Raw genomic sequence first — 21955 nt, 5'->3', positions numbered from 1 at the left:
CGACTCGCAAAATTATCTTTCTCCGCGGTTAAACCAATCTTCCTACCTTTCGTCTTAGCTTAAGTTGCATTGATAAACCCTTTATGAAATCGCCTTTTTCCCTACAATCAACTTTGTACATAGCGCTTTTCGCGCTTTTTCTTATTTCTTTTAGCTCCAGAAATTTTGATAGTGCTCCCAAATATAAATTCCCGTACAAACAAGCGGGACTTACAGAAAGGCAGGCCGCAGTACATCTTTTAAGCCGTTTTACCTTTGGCGCAAAGTTTGGCCAGGTAGATGAGGTGATGAAACAGGGTTTGGAGAAATGGTTTAATCAGCAACTGCAGGCACGATTGGAAGACGATTCCCTCAATAGTCTTTTATCAAATTATCAAACCCTTAAGCTGAGCTCTGAGGAGATCGTTCGTACTTATCCGCAGAATGGCTTTATTGTCCGTCAGGCGGTTAAGGAAGGACTGATCCACAAAGATTCTATAGCTTCTGCCGGTAGACAGGAATATAGAGGCCTTCTTCGTAATTACATGGAACAAAAAGGCTACAAACCGCAACAGGAGCTGTTCCGTGAGTTGATCAACCAGAAGATCCTTCGTTCCGCCTATTCAAACAATCAATTACAGGAAGTATTGACCGATTTCTGGTTCAACCACTTTAATGTTTCCCTTACTAAAAATCAATGTGCGGAGTATGTACTTCAATACGAAAGAGATGCCATCCGCCCAAATTCTTTAGGTCGGTTTGAGGATATTCTTTTCGCAACTGCCAAGTCTCCAGCCATGCTTTATTATCTTGATAATTTTAGCAGTGCAGGTCCAGCAAAAGAGAATGCAAAATTAGCTTCAGTCAGGAAGTATGCGGAGGATGGTATGATGCAGGGAGATACCATGATGGCCAGCCGGGTGAACCAACTTGCAAAAAACAAGAAGAATCAGGGACTAAATGAAAATTATGCCCGGGAAGTCATGGAGTTACATACCTTAGGCGTCGACGGAGGTTACACTCAGCATGATGTAACACAAGCCGCAAGGGTATTAACAGGCTGGACTGTTTATCCTGCAGGTGAAGCAGCCGCAGGAAACCAGATCATTAAACTTATTGAAAGAGTTGGTGAGGAAAATCTGGCAAAAAGAGGTTACGTGCATGAAGGCGGATTTTTGTTTGTGCCTACCCGGCATGACGAGGGCGAAAAAACCGTGCTAGGTAAAAAGTTTAATTCCGAAGGATATCAGGAAGGCGTAAAGCTTTTACAAATGCTTGCCGCCCATCCGTCCACTGCTAAATTTATATCCCAGAAATTAGCTGTTCGGTTTTTATCAGATAATCCCTCCCCAGCACTAGTCAATAAAATGGCAAAAACATTTTCAGAGAAAAGTGGCGATATAAGACAAGTATTAATTACGATGGTAAGCTCACCAGAATTCTGGAGTAAAGAAGCTTTGCGCGAAAAAACAAAATCACCGTTCGAACTGGCTATCAGTACAGTGAGGTGTCTCGACGCTAAAGTAGATCAGCCCTACCAGCTTTTCAACTGGATGAATAAAATGGGGCAGAAGATTTACTACTACCAGGCTCCCACCGGCTTTCCAGACAGAGGTCAATATTGGATAAATACAGGTTCCCTACTAAACAGGATGAACTTTGGTCTTGCTGTTGCAGCAGGAAGGATCCCTGGAGTAAAAGCAAACCTGCTGGCATTAAATCAAAATCACGAGCCCGAGAGCCCCGCTGCGGCACTACAGAGATACAGTCAGTTGATGCTTCCTGAGAGGGATGTGCAGGCAACAGTAAAACGATTAACTCCATTGTTAAATGATCCTAACCTGAATAATAAAGTAGAAGCTGCGGCTGCAAAAACCTCACAGGTTGCATCCTCTATGCAGGAATCTTCAGAGGAAATGCAGAGTGATAAGTCGCAAAAGCTAAAAGGCACTAATAAAGCAGGAAAGATCGGCCTGCAAACAAGTACCGGAACCAATACGATGCTGGCGCAGGTAGTAGGAGTGATCATTGGCTCCCCCGAATTTCAACGCAGATAAACACGACCCAAACAAATAATCATGGTAACAAGAAGAGGTTTTATCAAGGCAGGTGGATTAGCCCTGTTTGGTATAAGCTTAGGCGGATTGCCTAATTTTCTGGCACGTGCAGCCGAAACAAAAAAAATAATTCACCCCTACAAGCGCAGTAAGGTGCTCGTTTGTATTTTCCAGCGTGGAGCAATGGATGGCTTGATGGCGGTCACTCCTTTCACTGATAATTATCTGAAAGCTGCCCGCCCTACACTTTTTATGTCTGCTGCAAAAGCCAACAATCCTAATCCTCTTATTGATCTTGATGGCCGTTTTGGTTTGCACCCTGCAATGAAAGCATTCGAACCGATGTTCCTGGAAAAGCGCCTCGCTATTGTGCATGGCATCGGTTCTCCGAATAATACCCGCTCACACTTCGATGCTCAGGATTATATGGAGTCTGGAACCCCTTTTCGTAAAGGTACCCCAACTGGCTGGCTAAACCGGGCAGTGGGACTAATGGGCCATGAAGCAGCAACTCCTTTTCAGGCAGTTAGCTTAACCTCCTCTTTGCCACGTTCACTTTATGGCGACAATCCTGCAGTAGCTATCAGTAGCCTGGAAGATTTTTCTATTCAGATGCGAGGTAATCCAATGGGCGCAAACATGGCAGCAAAAAGCTTTGAAGAACTATATGACCAAACCTCTTCCGGCTTACTGAAGGAGACAGGTAAAGAAAGTTTTGATGCGATGAAAATGCTGCAGAAGACTAATGTGAAGAATTACAAGCCTGCAAATAATGCTGTTTACCCTAATTCACCTTTGGGTAATTCTTTAAAACAGATTGCACAATTGATTAAAATGGATGTGGGGATGGAGGTAGCTTTCACCGAATCCGGAGGTTGGGATACTCACTTTAATCAGGGAACTGCCACAGGGGTTTTTGCAAGGAATGTAGCCGATTTGAGCAACAGCATTATGGCCTTCTGGACCGATTTGTCGGCCTACCAGGATGATGTGACCGTTATGACGATGACCGAATTTGGTCGCACGGTAAAACAGAACGGAACTGGTGGAACTGATCATGGCAGGGCTAGTTGCAATTTTATTCTCGGAAATGATATTAATGGTGGTAAGGTGCATGGAAAAGTTCAACCTCTCGCGGTGGAGAATCTGGAAGATGGCCGCGATCTGGCTGTTACTACCGATTTCCGGTCTGTGTTCAGTGAAGTTGCAAGTCGCCATCTTAATTTTAAAAATAACGACCTGCTATTTCCTGACTGGAAGGGTGAAGCCATCAATCTTATGAAACTATAAATAAGCACATTTATTAATACTTATTCATTAAATAGGTCTTTTCGCTGATACTATTTAAATGACTAACGGCTGTTGGTGAAATTGAATCCAGAGTTGTTTTAGATTAATTCTAAATAATTTTGTCAAAACAAAATGACTTTCTATTTTTGCGGCATTAGAATTAATCTAAATAAGAATGAAGCACCTTTACACTCTTCTCAAATTAAACCTTCTAATATTTGCCGTTTTCTTAACCATCGGTGCACAGGCTCAAACTCATGGAACCATTTCCGGTACGGTTACCACAAGCGACGGTAAACCAGCAGAGGCTGTATCTGTAGTGGTTAAAGAATTAAACAGGTCGGCAATCTCTACTGAAAAAGGTTCTTATACTATTAAAAATGTTAAGCCAGGAACATATGTAGTTAAATCAGTAGCAGTAGGCCTAGTATCAAAGGAAGCTACAGTCACAGTTGCGGCGGGACAAACAGCTGATTTGAATTTCGCTTTGTCAGAAAGTGCTGAGAAGTTAAGTGAGGTTGTAGTTACGGGATATAAGAGTGTAAACCAAAAACCGGTATCAGCGGGAAAGGTAGCCATAAAGCCGCTGGACAATCCGCAAATGGTACAGGTGATCGGGAGTGCTGTTATCCAGGATCAGCAAGTGAACCGTTTAAGCGATATCATGAAAAATGCGAATGGTGTGGCAATTGGATCAGCAAGAGGCGGGGCTTCAGAGACATTTTACTCGAGGGGCTATAGCTTGGGTAGCAATAATATATTTAAAAACGGTTCAAGAGTAAGTTCCGGTGCTATCCCAGAAGCAAGCACCTTGGAAAGCGTTGAAATACTAAAGGGAAGCTCTGCATTATTATATGGTAACGTGTCAGGTGGCGCTGTATTGAATCTTGTTACAAAGCAACCAAAATTTGATTTTGGAGGAGAAGTTTCTTTACGATCAGGAAGTTATAACTTTTACAAACCTACAGTAGATGTTTATGGACCTATTTCAAAAAAACTGGCGTTCCGTGTAGTTAGCACTGCTGAAAACGCTAAAAGCTTCAGAAACAACGTAGAGTCTAAAAGAGCTTACGTAAATCCCTCACTTCTTTATAAATTTAATAATAAAACTAACCTTGTTGTTCAAGGCGACTATCTGGATTACAATAATACTCCTGATTTCGGTATCGGTTCTTTATCAGTAATGGATGGTCCAACTGTTGTAAGTTATTCACTTCCAACAACCATTAGCAGGTCAGCGTCTTTTAATACTCCATGGGCTTACAATAAGGGGAAACAAGCTACCGCCTCTGCGAACTTAAATCATGAGATCAGTAATAATTGGAAGTTAAATTCTATTGTTGCTATCCAGGAGTATAAACGGAATTATTTTTCTACAGAGAGAATAGTAGCTAATAATCAAGGTGATTGGAGTAGAAGTATCACAAGGACCAAAACTGACGAAACTTATTATAATGGACAGTTAAATTTAACTGGAAACGTTAAAACTTGGAAACTAGCTCATACAATACTAGTTGGTGGAGACGCTGAAAACTATATAAATAATCCTACCACCTTCAAGCGTTTTGCATCGGCATATGATAAGATAAATCTTTTCGATCCGACAATGTATGCTAATTCACGCCGTACAGATATGCCGGCTACGCAGGATTCTTTATATGCAAAAGTCCCAACCTACCGGTTTGGAGTTTACTTTCAAGATTTGATTTCAATTACGAATAAACTGAAATTGATGGCAGGGCTTAGATGGACCTATCAAAAATCTGCAAGAAGTATTCTTTATGATGTGAATACCGATGAGCGAGTAGCTTATGGTGCTAAATTGGGTGCAGGAACAAGTCCGGAATCAACGCCAGATAACAGGTATGACAGAGCAATATCACCTCGCGTAGGATTAGTTTACCAACCCCTCCAAACTACCTCGATATTTGCAAGTTATTCCAATAACTTTGTTACTAATACAGGGATAAACGTTGCCACTAATGGAGCTATGAAGCCATCTTTGATTGATCAGTATGAATTAGGGGTAAAGAATGATTTCTTGAATGGAAGACTATCGGCAAATATTTCTTATTACAGGATTATTAACAATGACCTAGCTCAAACAGCAACTCTTAATTTACAAGGTAATCCTAACGCTGACGTTAATTTAAAGGAGTTCGCTGGAGAAACAACAAGCGATGGTGCAGAACTGGATGTAAATGGAACAATTATCCCTGGTCTTAACTTCATCGCAGGTTATGCTTATAACTTTATGCGCTTTACAAAAACTGGCGAGACATTGAATAGCTACATTGAAGGTGAGAGATTAGTAGGCACAACCGCCCATACAGCTAACAGTAGTCTATTCTATACTTTTCAAAGAGGAAGAGCCAGAGGGTTGAAATTAGGAGCTTCTGCGTTCTATACTGGTAAACGTAACGCAGGTTGGAATAACCAAAAAGATGGAAAAGGTGGAAGAACGACTACTAACGACCGTCTAATCCCTCTATCAAGCTATACTACTTTCGACCTTTCAGCAGGCTATTCTTTCAGAAAGTTCTCGTTACTAGCTAAAGTTTCTAACATCGCTGACGAATTGAACTACATAGTCCACGAAAACTATAGTGTTAACCCAATTGCTCCTCGTCAATTCATGACCACGCTTTCATACAAATTTTAATATATCCTTTCTGGCGGGCTTTAAAACCCGCCTTATTTTTCCTTTCAATTTAAAGTTTCGTCGGTAATCGATGAAACTTTTTTGTTTTTACATCTTATCAATTAAAGAAGGGCTCCAAACTAATTCATAATAAATCAGACTTTCATCATTCTTTTAATGTTGAGCTATAGATATTTTAGTCGCCATAAGAACAAACTATCAAGCACTTTATCATTGAGGAAATGGATACATTTAAGGCACTTTTAGTAGAAGAAAGCGAAGGCGCTTACAGCAAACAAATTAAGGACATACCATTCTCCAGCTTAATAGAGAATGATATTCTTATTAAGGTCCAGTATTCCTGTATCAATTATAAAGACGCGCTATCAGCCAGTGGAAATAAGGGAGTTACCAGGAAATACCCTCATATACCAGGGGTGGATGCAGCGGGAATTATTGTGAATTCTAATGATCCTTCATTCAAAGAAGGAGACGAGGTGCTGGTAACAGGATTCGACCTGGGAATGAACACCTGGGGAGGATTTGGAGAATACATTTCAGTACCTGCTTCCTGGGTATTACCAATACCAGAAAACCTAAGCATGGAAGAGTCGATGTGTTTTGGTACTGCTGGCTTAACAGCGGGCTTATCTGTTTTGAAAGTAGTAGAGGCCGGAATTGAACCAGATGCAGGAGAAATTGTGGTAAGTGGTGCAACAGGCGGAGTGGGGAGCTTATCTGTTGCCATACTATCAAAATTAGGGTATCAGGTAACTGCTATATCCGGGAAATCCGAGGACGCATTTTTGAAAGAGGTATTAGGTGCAAGCACGATCAATAGCAGGCAAGAATTTTTAGACTTCCACAATTCTAAACCCCTGTCTAAAGAGCAATTCGCAGCAGGGATCGATACAGTAGGGGGAGATATCCTTTCCGGAATTTTAAAAGCTACAAAATATGGAGGTCTGGTAACTTGCTGTGGCATGGTGGCGTCACCTAATTTAAATACAAGTATCTTTCCTTTTATCCTTAGAGGCGTACAGTTGGCAGGAATTGACTCTGTAATCATCTCTCGCAAACTTAGGGAGAAAGTATGGAGCTTGTTAGCATTGGAGTGGAAGCCTGAGCAACTTAAGGAGATGGTAAGCACTATTGGTCTGGAGGATCTTCCTGCAAAATTGCAGCAGATCCTGGAGGGAAAGGCCCGGGGAAGATTTCTTCTTAAGTATTAGTTAGCAGGGGGACCCAGGGTTTTTGAACCGCTCCTCTATTAGTACTGATCAATTTTCTTTTTGGATATTAAATTATTGTTATATTTGTGTTACAAGTAATTGTGATAAGGTTTAGGTTAGCCCATGGTAGAGATACTATGGGTTTTTTTATCTTATACTCCGGCTGCCTTTCTCAATTCAAAAACCCAGGCTCGTTTAGCATCAATTCCTAAAACAATTTTCTAGTTTTTTCCTTTTTGTTTACACAATCGCTTATGAGTCTCAAATCTGCTAAATACACTTTTCCCGACCTGGTCGAATTAACGCTATATGCGGATCTTGCTGCGGGATTAAAAAATAACGACAGGGTTGTTATTGATACTGATGAAGAATTTAATTCTGTTAAGGAGATGCTTACAGAAAACAATATCGGTTATAAGGTGAAGTCTAAAAGAGAAGTGCTTATTCAAAAGTAGAATGGTACGGCCTGTTCAGGAACAGGCCAGAAAGATATACAAACGCTAACTACATTTGGCCAGCTTTTATAGGCTGTCCGGGATTCCTGTTATAGGCATAATCCTTGATCGCGAGCTTCGCTTCGTTTAAGTTATGACTTATCCGGAGCCAGCCATAGTGCGTTTTACCATCGATAAGAAACTGCAAGCCGAGGTACTTGTCTTTTTTTCCGAGCCATTCTCCACCGAAAGTACGGGTTGTAGCAGTCTCTGATACATTTAAGAGTGCTGTTTTTATTTCACTTGCCGACCAAGTCAAGCTGGCCGAATGGTTTTGCTGTATTAAAAAGTCTTTATCAAGAGGAACAGCCCAAAGCCCATTTAAAGGCAATTCTTCGCCCTGTCGTACAATTATCCTATTCAGGTTGGGAGTTTTTCTGTTAATATAAAGATATAAATAGGGTAAGTCATCGTTTTCAATTAGCACTGAGCTAAGGACGTAATCGATCACTCCGTCATTATTTAAATCAAGCTGAATTGGATTATTGTATTGTAGTGAGTCTACCGTGAGGTTTAAGGTACGGTAGTTGAATTTAGTAGATAGAAGCGTGTCTTCTGTATCTACTATAGTATCATTCTCTTTGCAACTGAGAAGAAAGATGCTCAAAAAGAGGATATAAAGGCCGTGTCGTAACATGAATAGATATTTTTAAACTATACGGCAAGGTGTTTGTTTACGCTACATGCGCCAATTAATATTTTCCTGTAACCTACAGAGCCCTTTTTGGTAAACCTTCCTGTTCAATAGCTCCGGATTGGAGGTTTAGTAGTTTTTTAGCGGTTTATTGTAGCCTGAGGAAAAATCATACTTCCAGAAAAAAAGAATAAATTTGTTAGAGCGTAGACCTTAGAATCAATGATAAGATCGGCCAGTATTCACAGAAGAAACAATATCCGTATTGAGGGAAACCTCGAAAGCTCAAGGACTATTGTTTTCGGTCACGGCTTTGGTACCGATCAAAGAATATGGGGGAAGATCACTCCTGCTTTCACTAAAGATTACCGGGTCATTCTTTATGATAATGTAGGAGCCGGAAAGTCAGATCTGGATTCCTTTATTCCGGAAAAGTATAGAAGCCTGGATGCTTATGCAGATGATCTGCAGGAGATCTGTTCCGAACTTCAGTTAAGTAACGCTGTTTTTGTGGGACATTCCGTTAGCGGCATGATTGGTCTTATTACAGGCCTAAATGTACCCAGTCTGTTCTCCAGGATCGTTCTCATTGGAGCATCTCCCAGATACCTCAACGATGGAAGCTATGTTGGAGGTTTTCACCAGGCAGAATTGGATAGCTTGTATTTTCAAATGCGGGCAAACTATGTAGAATGGGTAAGTGGTTTTTCAAAGATTGCCATGAGAAACTCTCACAATCCTGATCTTAGCAAGCAATTCGAAGAGTCTTTACTTTCTTTAAGGCCGGATATTTCCTTAGAGGTAGCGCAATCTATCTTCCAATCCGACTTCAGGCTTATTCTCAAGTTTATAGAAAGTAAGGTGCTGATCATTCAAGCTCAAAAAGATGTTGCAGTTCCCAGGGAGGTTGCAGAATACATGCATGAAAGAATAAAAGATAGCAAACTGGTTGTTGTTAATGCCGAAGGCCACTATCCTCACGTCTCGGCACCGGAAGAGATAATATCAGCTATACAAGGTTTTCTTGCGGTGTAGATAAATTATCCAGCTTGTCCAATACCTCCCCAATTATCAAAAAACAAAAACATTCTGCTCTTTTTAAGGATAATACTCAGGTATTAAACATTATTCTATTATGTCTTACTTGAAAAAAACTTTTATTCTTTTATTCATTTCTTTTGTCTCCCTTTCTAGTTGCAGTAAAGATGACGACGGACCATCAACGGCCAGGATCCTGTTAGAAGGCAGATGGGAAGTTGGCACATTTGTATCGAATGGTGAGCAGTTAAATGCCTATAGCGGTTACGAATTTGACTTTACCGACAATGGAGTAGTAACAGGAACACGTTCAGGTTCGTCAACCGTAACAGGTAGCTGGAGCATTCGCAATGACGATGATGAAAATAGGCTTCTCCTTAACTTTGGATCGAATACTCTATTCATGGACCTGAATAGAGATTGGAAGATCCTGCCCAGCACAAGCACAAGGGTTAGATTGGAGCATACATCAAGAAGCTCTTCTGGCACTGACGTATTAACTTTACAAAGACTTTAACGAATCCATCGCCTGGGAAGCTTTATAATTTAAGACATTTTCCAGGCGAGTTTTTTTCTCTTCAAAATTCCTGAAAGCAGCCTTCGTTATCCTCCTGCTATCCTCCCGATTACTTTGATCAACCTACTTTCACTGGCTAAGGCAATATTGTATTACAACTCTAAGTGGTAAATAGATCGTTTTACGTGCTTAAAAAGGTTAAATAGTGTTTTTTTTAAAAAACTTGTAACCTTAGGGCCAATAATAAGTATTAAGGTCATTGCTCCCAAAGCAAAGTTTTTCATAGGTAGATGTAGGGTCAGAGTAATCTGGCCCTTTTTTGTTGACTTTATTTTACTCTTCAACACCCAGTCTCAATTCGCGGTTAAAATTTTGCACTCCTGAATTCTGCCAGTTTAATTTTTTTAGTGAAATAACATTATGGAGAAACCTTAAAATGTGTAACTTTTGTGCACGATATGGAGAAGGCAAAAAGGGTATCTGTTTATTTATTTCCGGTTTTACTTATATTAATAACCACCCTTATAAAACTAAATTTTACCGAAATTATTGGTAACCGCACTCCTTTTTTATTATATGGAGGCGTAGTAATAGCTGCAACCTGGTACTCAGGCTGGCGAATAGGATTAATAACCAATATTGTCTGTGTTCTCCTGGTAGTTTATTTTTTTATCGAACCTATATATTCCTTTTATGTTGCACCCCGAATAGTAGTCCATCTAGCTCTTTTTATTTTGCAAAATACCCTTGTGATTTTAATGGGACTTGCCTTGAAGAAGTCGCTTAAAAAAAGTCAGTCAGCAGAGACAAAGTTAAAATTGCTTTTAGAAGAAGCTTGTGACCTGATAGTTCTCAGGGATAAAAATGGGAAGGCCACGTACGTTAGTCCGAGAGTATTAGAGATCACTGGTTATACTCCTCAGGAATACATGGAATTGAGCTTTGATCGTCTGGTAGAACCGGAGTTCCTTGAGATGTTCACAGAAAAGCTAAATAGTATCAGCAAAACTCCTAACGAGCGACAATCTGTTTTAGCTCTTTTTAAACGAAAGGATGGTGAACTAAGATGGTTGGAAGGGGATGTATACAATTATCTTAACCGTGAGGGAATAAATGCCTTGGTCTCTCATATTAAAGATGTCACTCACCGGGTAGAACTGGAAAGGCAGAAGGATGAATTTATTGGTTTGGCGAGTCACGAGCTTAAAACGCCAATTACCAATATAAAAGGTTTTACCGCTCTTGCAAAGGCTTCAATATATACTGATTCTCAAAAGTCGGAAGCTTTACTGGAACGATCTGAGGCCAACATTAAACGACTTAGTAAGTTGGTTAGCGATCTTTTGGATATCTCGAAGATCAATACGGGAAAGCAAGACTACGAGTTTGAAACCTTCGATTTAAGCTTTCTTCTTAGGGACACAGTGCAGTCCTTTGCCTTAACTTATTCTGGCCACATCTTTAGTTCCGAGATAGAATCCAATGCTATTGTCTACGGTGATCGGAATAGGTTGGAACAGGTTATTATAAATTTAATTGACAATGCCATTAAGTACTCGCCACATAGCAGGCAGATTATAATAAAGCAGAAGGTGATGCAAAGCAACGTCGTTGTTTCCGTGCAGGATTTTGGTATAGGAATCTCTGAAGAGCATCTGCAAAATATTTTCAACCGATTTTACCGCGTGGATTCCTCTGCCATGAGGTTTCAGGGACTAGGCCTTGGCCTTTTCATCGCTGCAGATATATTGAAGCGCCATCAGGGGAACTTCTGGGTTGAAAGTAAGCAGGGGGAGGGCTCTACTTTCAATTTCATTATTCCACTTGAGAGAGCTTGTGCCGACCTCGCGACTACGGATAATGCAACTTTTTACAGGGACAGCTCTATCTCTATCAATTACCATTATAACGATCATTACTTAGAAGTAAGATGGCTGGGTTTTCAAACAAAGGAAACTGTGAATGCTGCTGGCCTTAGAATATTGGAATACGTAAAAAAAACAAGGGCTAAACTAGTTTTTAATGATAATTCACAGGTAGTTGGAAATTGGAGCGAAACTTCTGATCACGGAGGTAATGTTTGGTTCCCTTTAATAGCAGAAGCAGGAGTACAATACTTTGCCTGGATTCTTTCAAAAAACAGGTTTAGTAATATGGCGGCACAAAGATCTTATGAGATGAATAGATCTAATATTGTAATCAGATTATTTGACGAAGAAGAAGACGGGCTGTCTTGGCTTAAGGATCAGGAAGTAAAATCCGAAATGATATCCTAATGGTCACTCCGTGTTGCAAGTGCCACATTAGCATTTTGTACTACTTGTGGTATTTTCGTTTTAAAGTTTTGAACTGTAGATGCAGGCAATGAAAAATAGAAACGACTTCCTTTGTTTACTTCGCTGTCGACCAAAATGCGACTTTGGTGTTGTTTCATAATATTTTGAATAATAAACAAGCCCAAGCCTAACCCGCTGGCCTGATTGTTATTCTTCGTGTTACTTACCCGGTAGTATTTATCAAAAATAAGGTCAAGCTTGTCTGGTGGAATTCCCATCCCAAAGTCCTTTATCTCTACCTTTATCAAATTTTCGTTTTCGCTTCTTACCAGTATTATTTCAACTTTATCGGCCCTTGGAGAATACTTTACTGCATTACTCAGAAGATTGATCACTACTTGTAAAATTCTTTGACGATCGGCATATACACAGTATTCATCTTCGCTATTTAAGCGCTTAATAACAGAATGGGTAGGGTAAATGGCAGCCACTAGCTCAACAGCCTCTTCAATCACTTCTTTTAATGAGAAGGAGGTTATACTAAGATTAAGCTGTCCTGAATCAATTTTTGATACGTCTAGTAAGCTTGAGACAAGAAATTGTAAGGTGTTTAAAGATGTGTTAGCTCTGGAAAGAAAGTTGTTAGCCGCAAGGGGTAAAGTCATTCTCTGGAGGATCTGGTGGTAAGCCTTCAAACTTGTTATTGGAGTTTTTAACTCATGGCTGGCAATGTTAATGAACTCGTCCCTTTTCTGGATAGACTTCACCTGGCTATCGATGTTAGTACAGGATCCGACCCACCGGGCCCCACTTGTATCATCTTTATATACATCTGCTTTAACATTATGCCATTCAAAAGCTCCCGCCTGATTTTCCAGCCTGATAGCGACCTCGAAAGGTGTATTTTGTTTAGTAGCACCAAACCAGGTTCGTAATACTTTGAAGCGGTCGTCTGGGCATACCTTAAGAAGTATTTCTTTTAATGATAGCCTCCAAGTGTTAAAAAGTTGGTAGAAACGCTTATTTACATAGTCAATTTCTCCACTGCTGTTTGCAGTCCAGATTATTTCAGGATTAAAGTCAGACAGAAATTCGAAGCGCTTTCGTTCTGCCTCTGCTTTCTTTTTTGCCCGCAGTAGCTCCAGTTCATACAGCTTACGCTCTCGTACATCATAAAAGGTAGCATTAACGGCCTGAACTTTACCTTCAGGCGTTTTAAAGGCCACAGCGCTGAGGAAAACAGGAATAGAGGTGCCGTCCTTTTTTAAAATATCATAGCTAAGCTGGTTTACCACGCCTGTAGCATTAACTAACGGCCGAAAGAACATTTCAAAATGTAAAGCGGCTCCTTTGCTTATCAGATCAGTGAACTTCTTCACATATACGATTTCATCGGGCAAATAGCCTAGCCAGTTAGCCAGGGTCTTGTTAACCTTGATGATCGTACCATCCGGCAAAAAAGACAAGTAGCCACAGGGAGCGTTTTGGTAAAGCTCCTCAGGATCAATAAGTGTATCTAAAAGCTTCTTGTCAATTTTGTTATCGCTCAATCTCTTTTTCCTTAATTTAGAAACGCCTTTATTGCGGTGATAGTTTCTGCAGGGTGACTTATATGTGGACAATGGCCACTTGCCTCCATTAGGTACAATGTATTGAAAGAAGTGTTTTCCTTAATATAGGATCCAATGGTAATAGGAGCGATGATATCATCAGAACATTGCAGAGTAAGGCTTTGCACTTTTAATTTCTTCAAGTCTTCCCGGTTGTCCGAAAAGAAAGTAACTCTTGCGAACTCCCTTGCTATATCAGGGTCGGTTGAACAAAAACTGCTAGTTAAAAACTCCCCAAGTTCAGGTCTTTCCGGATTGCCCATTATTGCTGGTGCCAGTTGGCTGGACCAACCCAAATAATTCGAGTCCATAAACTCAAACAGAGCTTCCAAATCAGCCCTTTCAAATCCTCCATGGTATCCTATATCGTTCAGGTATCTTGGAGAGGGGCCAACAAAAACGAGTTTGTCGAAAAAAGAAGGTTGTTCGATAGCTGCCAGCATCCCTATCATGCTACTCACGGAATGGCCTACAAAAATAATGTCTTTTAACTTCAGTTCCTCGCATACCTCAAGTATGTCCTGTGCATACCCTTCCAGTCGGCCATATCTGGAGGAGCTATAAGCAGAAAGATCAGATTGTCCTGCACCAACGTAATCAAAAAGAACGAGCTTGTATTCCTTTTTAAAGGCATCAGTTACAAATTGCCAGGAATTCTGATCACATCCAAATCCATGTGCAAACAGCATTACTTTGTCTCCTGTACCAACAATGTTAACGTTATTTCTTTTTAAGATCGAATTCATGATGATTTTATGTTGGTTTGTTAGTAGGGTCTAAAATAGATAGTAGGGAAATGCTCTTTTCAGTGAAAAGATCAAAGGAAGCTTCCTTCATTGCTGGTGGCTCATCTTTTCTCTCAAATGCCATGCTCCAGTCCGGGAAAAAGCGTTGGTTGATTTTTCCTTCTCGGAGTATCTCTACCTGGTAATGACGACCATCTACACGTAAGTTATTGTACAATTGCCTGATCTTAGATTCATCTCCTTCGATCAACTGAATGTATAATTCATTAAAGCATAGTAACATACCTGTTGTTCCGTGCTCCGAATTTGCCGTCCGAGCGACATGCAAAAGCTCGTCCAATTCCTGATCAGCCAACGCACGAGTAGGTATACTGGAATAGATAAGATAATAAAAAGACATAAATTTTCCCCTTGTAGCGTGTTTGAACACTAAACTAAAACAATGCGGCTTAAATATTTGTTTTAAGTCGCAATGAAAAAAAACAGAAAGAGGTCGGAAGGTTTTGCTTAGATTAATTTTTGTACTGCTACAAATATAAAATTATAATTGACTGGACCGCCTCTTTTCCGGTTACCTTTGTTCCCCCATCTGTTTACGCTCAAAAAATTAAAAATATATTAGTATCCCAAGGTACTATCTGAATGGAAGAACTTAGAAATAGAATTATAAAAACCCCTGCTGTCGGCCGGATTTCCGATGCACTTTTGAACGCCCCCATAGCTATTGCTGTGCTGGAAGGACCGGATTTTACGTTGACGTACGCAAATCAGGCTATCCTTAAATTTTGGGGAAAAGACGAACGTGTCATAGGAAAAAAGTTACTGGAGGTGCTTCCCGAAATAAGAGAACAATCCTTTCCCGAGATCTTAAGAAATGTATTGATTACAGGCAAGGGCTTTAATGCAAAAGAGGCAGAAGCTTTCCTTAATATAGATGGCCAAATTAAGAGAGTGTACTGCGACTTCTCTTACTCTGCTATTCAGGATGAACAAGGAGTTAATATTGCTATTCTTGTTGTAGCAAGTGACGTTACCGATAGGGTGATGACCGACAAGGTTTTGAAGCTTGAAGGGGGTATTCCCACTATAGAGAATTTAAAGGAAAAGCGGGCAATGCTTGCTGCTATCGTCGACTCATCAGAAGATACGATTGTAAGTAAGACTTTAGAAGGTATAATTACCAGTTGGAATCCTTCGGCCGAGCGTATGTTTGGCTACACGGAAGCCGAAGCTATTGGCGAACATATCAGCATGTTAATACCCGAAGAGCGATTGCAGGAAGAAGATTACATTATCAGCAATGTACGTAAGGGAGTTAGGGTTGAGCATTTTGAAACACAAAGAAAAACAAAAAATGGCCGCTTAATTGATATTTCGCTCACGGTATCTCCAATCCGTGACAATGAGGGGGTGATTATAGGGGCCTCAAAGATTGCCAGAGACATTACCGAGCAACGGAAAAATCAAAGGAGACTTACTAATTACTCGGAATCGCTGGAAGCGATCAATAAGTTGTGTCAAACGATCTCTGAAGAGCTAAATTTGGAGAAGCTGCTTCAAAAGGTAACTGATGTGGCAACCGAAGTTTCAGGAGCAAATTTTGGGGCATTCTTCTATAATTCAATAAATGAACAAGGGGAGGCTTACATGCTGTATAACGTTTCAGGAGCACCTTTAGAACATTTTAGTAGATTCGGAATGCCTAGAAATACTGCTATATTTCACCCAACGTTCGCTGGTGAAGGGGTGGTGCGAGTTGATGACATAACACTGGATGAGCGTTACGGAAAAAGTGCTCCTCATTACGGAATGCCGAAAGGCCATTTACCCGTGAAAAGTTATCTTGCAGTGCCAGTTATTTCTAAGGCAGGGGAAGTTGTTGGCGGAATTTTTCTGGGGCATCCGGAAGCGGCCATGTTTACCGAGGATCATGAAAATATTGTTGTTGCAGTAGCTTCCCAGGCTGCAATTGCTATTGATAATGCGAAGTTATTTGAGGAAGTTCGATTGCTCAATGCCAAAAAAGATGAGTTTATTGGCCTTGCCAGCCACGAACTTCGAACTCCCCTAACCAGCATGACAGCCTACCTTCAAATTCTGCAACGGACCAAACTGGAGGAAAATCAGAAAACATTCCTTCAAAAAACGATAAGTCAAACCCAGAAGCTTACTTCCCTGGTTAATGATATTCTGGATGTGTCTAAAATTGAAGCAGGGAAACTTCAGTTTTCTTTCCAAGCTAATGATCTTACACAGATTATTACTGATTGTGTTGAGTTGGTACAATTATCAATTAGTTCGCATAAAATAGTAGCAGATATTTCGAAGGGAAACATAGAGGTCCTATGTGATAGACATCGTGTGGAGCAAGTAATTATTAATCTATTAACTAACGCAGTAAAGTATTCTCCAAAGGCAGAGATTGTTGAAGTCTTGTTGGCCGATGATCATGAATCTGTTAAGGTCGGAGTCCGGGATTATGGATTAGGTATACCGAAGGATAAAATATCTCATCTGTTTTCCAGGTTCTATAGAGTGGAAAATTTAAGTCCTACCATTTCGGGACTAGGTATTGGTCTTTATATAACTAAGGAGATTGTTACCCGCCACAACGGTAAAATATGGGTGGAAACTGAAGAAGGGCAGGGAAGTACTTTTTGGTTTACTCTACCTAAAAATCCAAATCCGCTATAATCCGGGATTAACAATAAAAAAAATTAAAATAACTGTAACCTTAAGGGTAAAAAGAGCGTATTAACGTTATTGCTCCCAAAGCAATTGTTTTTCATAGGTAGATGTAGGGTCAGAGAAATCTGGCCCTTTTTTATACAACCCCAATTATTTCACTTCATTATAGTTAAAAGCGGACGTCGGTGGCTCAAACCTTTCCACCTCTAATTGTTTGTACAATATGAGGGATATCAGTGTTAAGTGATGTAGATTTGTAAGGCAATTTCCTATGGAGACAAATAAAGAAGAAAAAATACAAAAGTTGCATCAAAGGATGATCGAAGAGATTCAAGACTATGCGATAATCTTACTAGATGCTGATGGAACTATTCTTACCTGGAATAAGGGAGCACAGAAAATTAAAGGATATACAGAAGCTGAAATTCTTGGACAGAACTTCAGGCTCTTTTATCTGCCCTTAGACCGGCAGGCGCAATTGCCTGAAGCTCTTTTAAACCAAGCCATAAAAGAAGGCAGAGCCAAACATATCGGCAGGAGATTGCGAAAAGACGGCTCCACGTTCTGGGGTAGGATCGTTATTACCGCAATACATGATGACGATGGAACCGTTATCGGCTTTACCAAGCTTACTACCGAGCTTCTTCATGAAGATGAGGACTAAATTTCAGGCGAAAGACGACCTTTGATCACCTAGTCGAAGTCTGGAGTTTTCCAGACAATTTAACTATAGTGTAACAATAAATTGAGAACCCTCTCCTGGTGTGCTTTCCACGTTGATCGATCCACCAAATGTTTCAATTTGTGTTTTAGTCATAAACAATCCCACACCTTTGCTATCATAACCTGTATGGAAGGTCTTACCCATCTTAAATAAGTTCTTTCCATGTCTGCTCAGGTCAATACCCAGGCCATTATCTTTAAAGCGAAGTACAGTCCTGTTTCGCTCTCGTTTGCTACTGATCTTAATTACCGGAGCCTCTCCATCCTTACTATATTTCAGCGAATTGCTGACCATATTATAAATGATACTTTCTAAGTAAACCTTCGGATATGACACAACCCTTATATCGAGGTCCAAAGAGATCTTTGCATCCTTTGTCGCAATCTGTCCATTAAGCATAGTGCACACTCCCTTGATCATACTTTCCAATTCGCAATCTTCCTTTTCCACATGTTTGCTAAGTCGAATCTCAAGCACCTGCATCAGGTCATTCAAGGTCGCATTTAAGCTTTTGCTTGAACCTCTTAATAGTTCAAAGTATTCTGTTTTTTCTTCTTCTGACTCCGTATCAGCAATCAGGTCAAGCATCATATCAATACTACCTGCTGGCCCGCGTAAGTTGTGTGCAACTATCCGGTTAAAATCCTCATACTGGGTGATCTTATTTTCGAGATCTAATGCTCTTTTATACTCATCAATATCAATACTAGATCCAAACCACTTGATCAACTCACCTTTCTCATTAAAGTAAGGAGCAGCCTTCGCTAAAAACCACTTGTACTGGCCCTCCGCATTTTTAATCCGCAGTTCCATCTGGTAGGGAACTTTATTCAGGAAACTTTCTTCCCTTATGGCCACGCTTGTGGTCAAATCTTCCGGATGAACAAGTGTTTTGATTCCTCCTGCTAAACTTTCTGCGCGTGTTAAGCCCGAATAGTCGTACCAGAACTTATTAAAGTAATCTGAGTGCCCTTCCGGATTAGCAGTCCAAATGATATGGGGAAGTGAATCGGCAAGGAACTGGAACTCTTTAATCTTCTCAAGAGTCTTATCCTGTTCCTTCAGTCGTTCTATGGTGTTTATGAGGTCTCTATTCAGACTCTCTTTCTCTTTGAAGGTCTTCCTGATAAAGAAAAACAGTAGGAAAATAAAAGCAAGTCCCGGAACAGTACTCGAAAATAGAATTGAAAGAGAATATGCACTATCCCTATTACTTTTATCAGTACGCGTCTTTGCAAGCTTTCTTTCGGTTTGCAAAAAATTAAGTATAGTCTTTTCATAAGCCAGGCGAATCCTGCTGCTATCAGCCTTTAATAGGAGAGGTAGTGAGGCAGACAGAGAGCTCGTTCTTCTGAGTTCAAGTAATCTATTTATCTCATGGATCCTTTGAACTGTATAAGTTTCCAGCGCTTCAATTTTTTGAGACTGAGAAGCATTATCTGCAACTAAGTTTTTCAAGTAGGGAATATCTTTAGTTACAGAATTTCTAAAATCGACATATCGCTGGAAATCCTCCTCAGAACCGGTAAGGACATATTGATTTGCTTGCTTTTCCATTTTAAGAAGGGAAATATTGATCAGATTCGCCTTCCTCAAAACCAGTTGCGTATGAAGAACCCAGTTGTGTGATTCCTGTGATCTTTTTACCGACAAGAAAGAAACAACCGTTAAGGTAACAAGTAATGCAGTCGTAATAACTAACCCGACTACTAAATTTTTACTAAAAGACTTGAACATGCATATCGACTTTCAGCTGTATACGGAGCTTGGGAAAGCAAAGTTATAATTTGCTTGTCTACATAGCACCTTTAATAACCAGTTTCAAACATTGTTGCTAAACCGCTGTTTGATCAACCATAAGATGAGAGCTTAACCATTTCTTACAGGTAACAAGCCATATTAGAAAAACTATCTTTGCGCGTGAAGTCGTTTGTCGAGAACAGCAGGATGGCATGTTTAATCAATGCCCATCCCTGGAATGAAAGCAGTTTAGGGCCAATCGAAGAATGGCCGTCAGAGCTCTATAATGCCGTTTCCACAATGCTTGAAGCCCGTATTCCTATGTACGTGGCATGGGGCGAAGATTGTATTCAGTTTTATAATGATGCTTACATCCCCATCTTAGGCGCAAAAGGCGAAAACGAGATTGGAAAGCCCACCTGGGGTACATGGTCTGAGATCTGGCCGGTGATAGGGCCGATGTTTGACAGGGTATTGCACAATGGAGAAAGCTTTGGTTTTCCTGGCTTTAACTTATATCTTCAACGCACCTCCTATATCGAAGAAACTTATTTTGACTTTTCCTACAGCCCCCTAAGGAAAAACGACGGAACAATAGGAGGCTTGTTTTTAAGCTGTTTAGAGACTACCAGCCGGGTATTACACGAACGAAGGATGGAAATGCTTGCGAGCACAATCCCGGTTAACTACGATACCGGACAATCAGGAGATTTTCTAAAAGAAAGCCACATCCAACTTTCACGGAGCCCAAAAGATCTGCCTTTTTCATTATTCATAGAATATAATGTTGAGAAAGAAAGCTTCTCTTGTTTGTCCAAGTTTGGGTTAAGTAATCCAGATCCGGAGGTGAAAGGCTTTTTGAGTCCCGAAGGTGTTGATATCATTCGAAATCTTTCCACCGAAGGCTTGTTTGAGAGTAAAAAGATTCTTAAGGACAGTGTCCTTTATGATTTGAAACCCTGGGATGAAGACCCGACATACTGCTATATTATCCCCTATTCTTATAATCATTATAAATGTCGTAATTATGTTCTTTTGGGACTAAGCTCCCGCACCAGCTGTGATGACCTTTATGTTCAGTTCTTTCGTTTGTGTGGTCGTTACCTGCAACACCAGTATGAACACTGGCAGATGCGCCGGCAGGAGGAGCAGCAGTTGCAAGCTATCCAGGAGCTTTCGAGCAAGAAAGACGAGTTTATTAGTGTGGCAAGTCACGAACTTAAAACACCCCTCACCAGTGCCAAAGCATATCTTCAAATAGCAGAACGGAGTGCTAGTAACTCTCCTCAAGTAGCTAAATTCGTTTCAGGGGCCCTTAAGCAGCTGGATCGATTACAGAAGCTTACGGCGGATCTTCTGGATGTTTCAAAGATCAATGCAGGAAAGCTTGATTACAAGATGAGTGAGTTAAATTTTTCAGAGCTTTTGCAGGAAGCTGTAAGTAATTTCCAATCCACGATTTCCACTCATGCAATTGAGATCGAGCAGAATCAGGAGGCTCTTATTGAGTGCGACTGGCAAAGGCTGGAGCAGGTGGTAAACAACTTGATCAGCAACGCGGTGAAATACTCGCCTCAGGCAAATAGGGTGGTAGTTGCTTCTTCTATTATTCAAAATTATCTGGTCGTTTCCGTAAGAGATTTTGGTGTTGGAATACCTCAAAATAGAATACATCTATTATTTGAGCGTTTTTACCGGATAGAGGAAACCGCAATGCACTTTCAGGGAATGGGTTTGGGATTATTTATCGTATCAGAAATATTAAACCGGCATAAAGGACGCTTTTGGATCGAGAGCGAGGAGGGGAAGGGTTCTACCTTTTATTTCATGTTACCAGTAAAAGGTGCCCAAAATGTGCATGAAGAAATAGATACTGAGTATAACTACTCCAATTCCCATATTGCTATTGCAGTAGATAAAGATAAGGACTTCCTGAATGTAAACTGGCTGGGGTTCCAGGACAATCAATCGGTGCGTCATGGTTGTTTGAAAATGCTCGATATGCTTAAGAAATCAGGCCTGAGAAAGGTTTTTAATGATAACCGTAATGTGCTCGGTACCTGGTCTGATGCTGCCGAATGGGTAGGCAAAGATTGGTTCCCCATGATGGAGGCCGCAGGCTTAACCCATTTTGCATGGATCTATTCAAAAAGCACCTTTAGTCAATTATCAGCAGATAAAAGTGTAGATATTTTACAGGGAAAGGTTGTTACCAGATTATTTAATAATGGGAAAGAAGGGGAAGACTGGCTGCTGAAAGTTTAACTATTCCTTGATTACCCATTAGTT

General features: G+C 40.5%; 16 protein-coding genes. 11 read left to right on the top strand and 5 right to left on the bottom strand.

Annotation, left to right across the window (positions count from 1 at the left end; all coding sequences use genetic code 11):
- The first annotated feature begins 83 nt into the window (after nucleotides 1–83).
- The 5 genes from J4N25_RS21835 (at nucleotide 84) to J4N25_RS21815 (ending at nucleotide 7654) form a co-directional block, all read left to right on the top strand.
- Entirely contained in the window at nucleotides 84–2036 is a 1953-nt protein-coding gene (locus tag J4N25_RS21835) for a DUF1800 domain-containing protein (RefSeq protein ID WP_207423937.1), read from the top strand.
- Between the two features lie 21 nt (nucleotides 2037–2057).
- Nucleotides 2058–3326 (top strand): DUF1501 domain-containing protein, encoded by a 1269-nt coding sequence (locus tag J4N25_RS21830; RefSeq protein ID WP_207423936.1) that lies wholly within the window; start codon nucleotides 2058–2060, stop codon nucleotides 3324–3326.
- Nucleotides 3327–3501: 175 nt separating this feature from the next.
- On the top strand, nucleotides 3502–5988 hold the full coding sequence (locus tag J4N25_RS21825; protein WP_207423935.1) for a TonB-dependent receptor: 2487 nt from the start codon (nucleotides 3502–3504) through the stop codon (nucleotides 5986–5988).
- Between the two features lie 221 nt (nucleotides 5989–6209).
- Nucleotides 6210–7199 (top strand): YhdH/YhfP family quinone oxidoreductase, encoded by a 990-nt coding sequence (locus J4N25_RS21820; protein ID WP_207423934.1) that lies wholly within the window; start codon nucleotides 6210–6212, stop codon nucleotides 7197–7199.
- A gap of 254 nt (nucleotides 7200–7453) precedes the next feature.
- A complete protein-coding gene (locus J4N25_RS21815) occupies nucleotides 7454–7654 on the top strand; it encodes a hypothetical protein (protein ID WP_207423933.1) in 201 nt (66 codons plus the stop codon).
- Between the two features lie 49 nt (nucleotides 7655–7703).
- Here J4N25_RS21815 and J4N25_RS21810 read toward each other — a convergent pair whose 3' ends face one another.
- Complete coding sequence (locus tag J4N25_RS21810; protein ID WP_207423932.1) at nucleotides 7704–8330, bottom strand: hypothetical protein; 627 nt, start codon at nucleotides 8328–8330, stop codon at nucleotides 7704–7706.
- A gap of 219 nt (nucleotides 8331–8549) precedes the next feature.
- On the opposite strand from J4N25_RS21810, the gene J4N25_RS21805 reads away from it, so the two are divergent.
- The 3 genes from J4N25_RS21805 to J4N25_RS21795 all read left to right on the top strand — a co-directional run bounded on the left by J4N25_RS21805 (nucleotide 8550) and on the right by J4N25_RS21795 (nucleotide 12158).
- Nucleotides 8550–9362 (top strand): alpha/beta fold hydrolase, encoded by an 813-nt coding sequence (locus J4N25_RS21805; RefSeq protein WP_207423931.1) that lies wholly within the window; start codon nucleotides 8550–8552, stop codon nucleotides 9360–9362.
- 100 nt (nucleotides 9363–9462) lie between these two features.
- Complete coding sequence (locus J4N25_RS21800) at nucleotides 9463–9882, top strand: hypothetical protein (RefSeq protein ID WP_207423930.1); 420 nt, start codon at nucleotides 9463–9465, stop codon at nucleotides 9880–9882.
- Nucleotides 9883–10340: 458 nt separating this feature from the next.
- The gene (locus tag J4N25_RS21795) at nucleotides 10341–12158 is read left to right on the top strand and encodes an ATP-binding protein (protein ID WP_207423929.1); all 1818 of its coding nucleotides are present in this window, start codon (nucleotides 10341–10343) and stop codon (nucleotides 12156–12158) included.
- Here the strand turns inward: J4N25_RS21795 and J4N25_RS21790 are convergent.
- The 3 genes from J4N25_RS21790 to J4N25_RS21780 are packed head-to-tail and all read right to left on the bottom strand — an operon-like array spanning nucleotide 12155 to nucleotide 14914.
- Nucleotides 12155–13708: a sensor histidine kinase gene (locus tag J4N25_RS21790; protein ID WP_207423928.1), complete on the bottom strand. Its 1554-nt coding sequence runs from the start codon at nucleotides 13706–13708 to the stop codon at nucleotides 12155–12157. The genes J4N25_RS21795 and J4N25_RS21790 overlap by 4 nt on opposite strands.
- An 11-nt stretch (nucleotides 13709–13719) precedes the next feature.
- Nucleotides 13720–14514 carry an alpha/beta fold hydrolase gene (locus tag J4N25_RS21785; RefSeq protein WP_207423927.1) on the bottom strand — a complete coding sequence of 265 codons (795 nt, stop codon included), beginning with the start codon at nucleotides 14512–14514 and terminating at the stop codon, nucleotides 13720–13722.
- Between the two features lie 7 nt (nucleotides 14515–14521).
- Complete coding sequence (locus tag J4N25_RS21780) at nucleotides 14522–14914, bottom strand: BLUF domain-containing protein (protein WP_207423926.1); 393 nt, start codon at nucleotides 14912–14914, stop codon at nucleotides 14522–14524.
- A gap of 242 nt (nucleotides 14915–15156) precedes the next feature.
- On the opposite strand from J4N25_RS21780, the gene J4N25_RS21775 reads away from it, so the two are divergent.
- Both J4N25_RS21775 and J4N25_RS21770 read left to right on the top strand, forming a co-directional pair.
- Complete coding sequence (locus J4N25_RS21775; protein ID WP_207423925.1) at nucleotides 15157–17208, top strand: PAS domain S-box protein; 2052 nt, start codon at nucleotides 15157–15159, stop codon at nucleotides 17206–17208.
- 265 nt (nucleotides 17209–17473) lie between these two features.
- Nucleotides 17474–17866, top strand: a complete 393-nt coding sequence (locus J4N25_RS21770) for a PAS domain-containing protein (RefSeq protein ID WP_207423924.1) — start codon at nucleotides 17474–17476, stop codon at nucleotides 17864–17866.
- 63 nt (nucleotides 17867–17929) lie between these two features.
- Here J4N25_RS21770 and J4N25_RS21765 read toward each other — a convergent pair whose 3' ends face one another.
- Entirely contained in the window at nucleotides 17930–19663 is a 1734-nt protein-coding gene (locus tag J4N25_RS21765; protein ID WP_207423923.1) for a CHASE3 domain-containing protein, read from the bottom strand.
- A 183-nt stretch (nucleotides 19664–19846) separates the two neighbouring features.
- Between J4N25_RS21765 and J4N25_RS27200 the strand changes: the two genes are divergently transcribed.
- Nucleotides 19847–21931 (top strand): ATP-binding protein, encoded by a 2085-nt coding sequence (locus tag J4N25_RS27200; RefSeq protein ID WP_207423922.1) that lies wholly within the window; start codon nucleotides 19847–19849, stop codon nucleotides 21929–21931.
- The last annotated feature ends 24 nt before the right edge of the window (nucleotides 21932–21955 follow it).

The sequence above is a fragment of the Desertivirga brevis genome, assembly GCF_017355835.1.
Note: the sequence above shows the minus strand (reverse complement) of the source record. Positions and strands in the feature narration are given on the sequence as shown.

Bases quoted from the DNA above. Each gene is read 5' to 3' on its own strand.
- J4N25_RS21825 (WP_207423935.1), top strand. From the start codon at position 3,502: ATGAAGCACCTTTACACTCTTCTCAAATTAAACCTTCTAATATTTGCC.
- J4N25_RS21765 (WP_207423923.1), bottom strand. From the start codon at position 19,663: ATGTTCAAGTCTTTTAGTAAAAATTTAGTAGTCGGGTTAGTTATTACG.
- J4N25_RS21775 (WP_207423925.1), top strand. From the start codon at position 15,157: ATGGAAGAACTTAGAAATAGAATTATAAAAACCCCTGCTGTCGGCCGG.
- J4N25_RS21800 (WP_207423930.1), top strand. From the start codon at position 9,463: ATGTCTTACTTGAAAAAAACTTTTATTCTTTTATTCATTTCTTTTGTC.
- J4N25_RS21795 (WP_207423929.1), top strand. From the start codon at position 10,341: ATGGAGAAGGCAAAAAGGGTATCTGTTTATTTATTTCCGGTTTTACTT.
- J4N25_RS21805 (WP_207423931.1), top strand. From the start codon at position 8,550: ATGATAAGATCGGCCAGTATTCACAGAAGAAACAATATCCGTATTGAG.
- J4N25_RS21770 (WP_207423924.1), top strand. From the start codon at position 17,474: ATGGAGACAAATAAAGAAGAAAAAATACAAAAGTTGCATCAAAGGATG.
- J4N25_RS21815 (WP_207423933.1), top strand. From the start codon at position 7,454: ATGAGTCTCAAATCTGCTAAATACACTTTTCCCGACCTGGTCGAATTA.
- J4N25_RS21780 (WP_207423926.1), bottom strand. From the start codon at position 14,914: ATGTCTTTTTATTATCTTATCTATTCCAGTATACCTACTCGTGCGTTG.
- J4N25_RS21830 (WP_207423936.1), top strand. From the start codon at position 2,058: ATGGTAACAAGAAGAGGTTTTATCAAGGCAGGTGGATTAGCCCTGTTT.
- J4N25_RS21785 (WP_207423927.1), bottom strand. From the start codon at position 14,514: ATGAATTCGATCTTAAAAAGAAATAACGTTAACATTGTTGGTACAGGA.
- J4N25_RS21820 (WP_207423934.1), top strand. From the start codon at position 6,210: ATGGATACATTTAAGGCACTTTTAGTAGAAGAAAGCGAAGGCGCTTAC.
- J4N25_RS21835 (WP_207423937.1), top strand. From the start codon at position 84: ATGAAATCGCCTTTTTCCCTACAATCAACTTTGTACATAGCGCTTTTC.
- J4N25_RS21810 (WP_207423932.1), bottom strand. From the start codon at position 8,330: ATGTTACGACACGGCCTTTATATCCTCTTTTTGAGCATCTTTCTTCTC.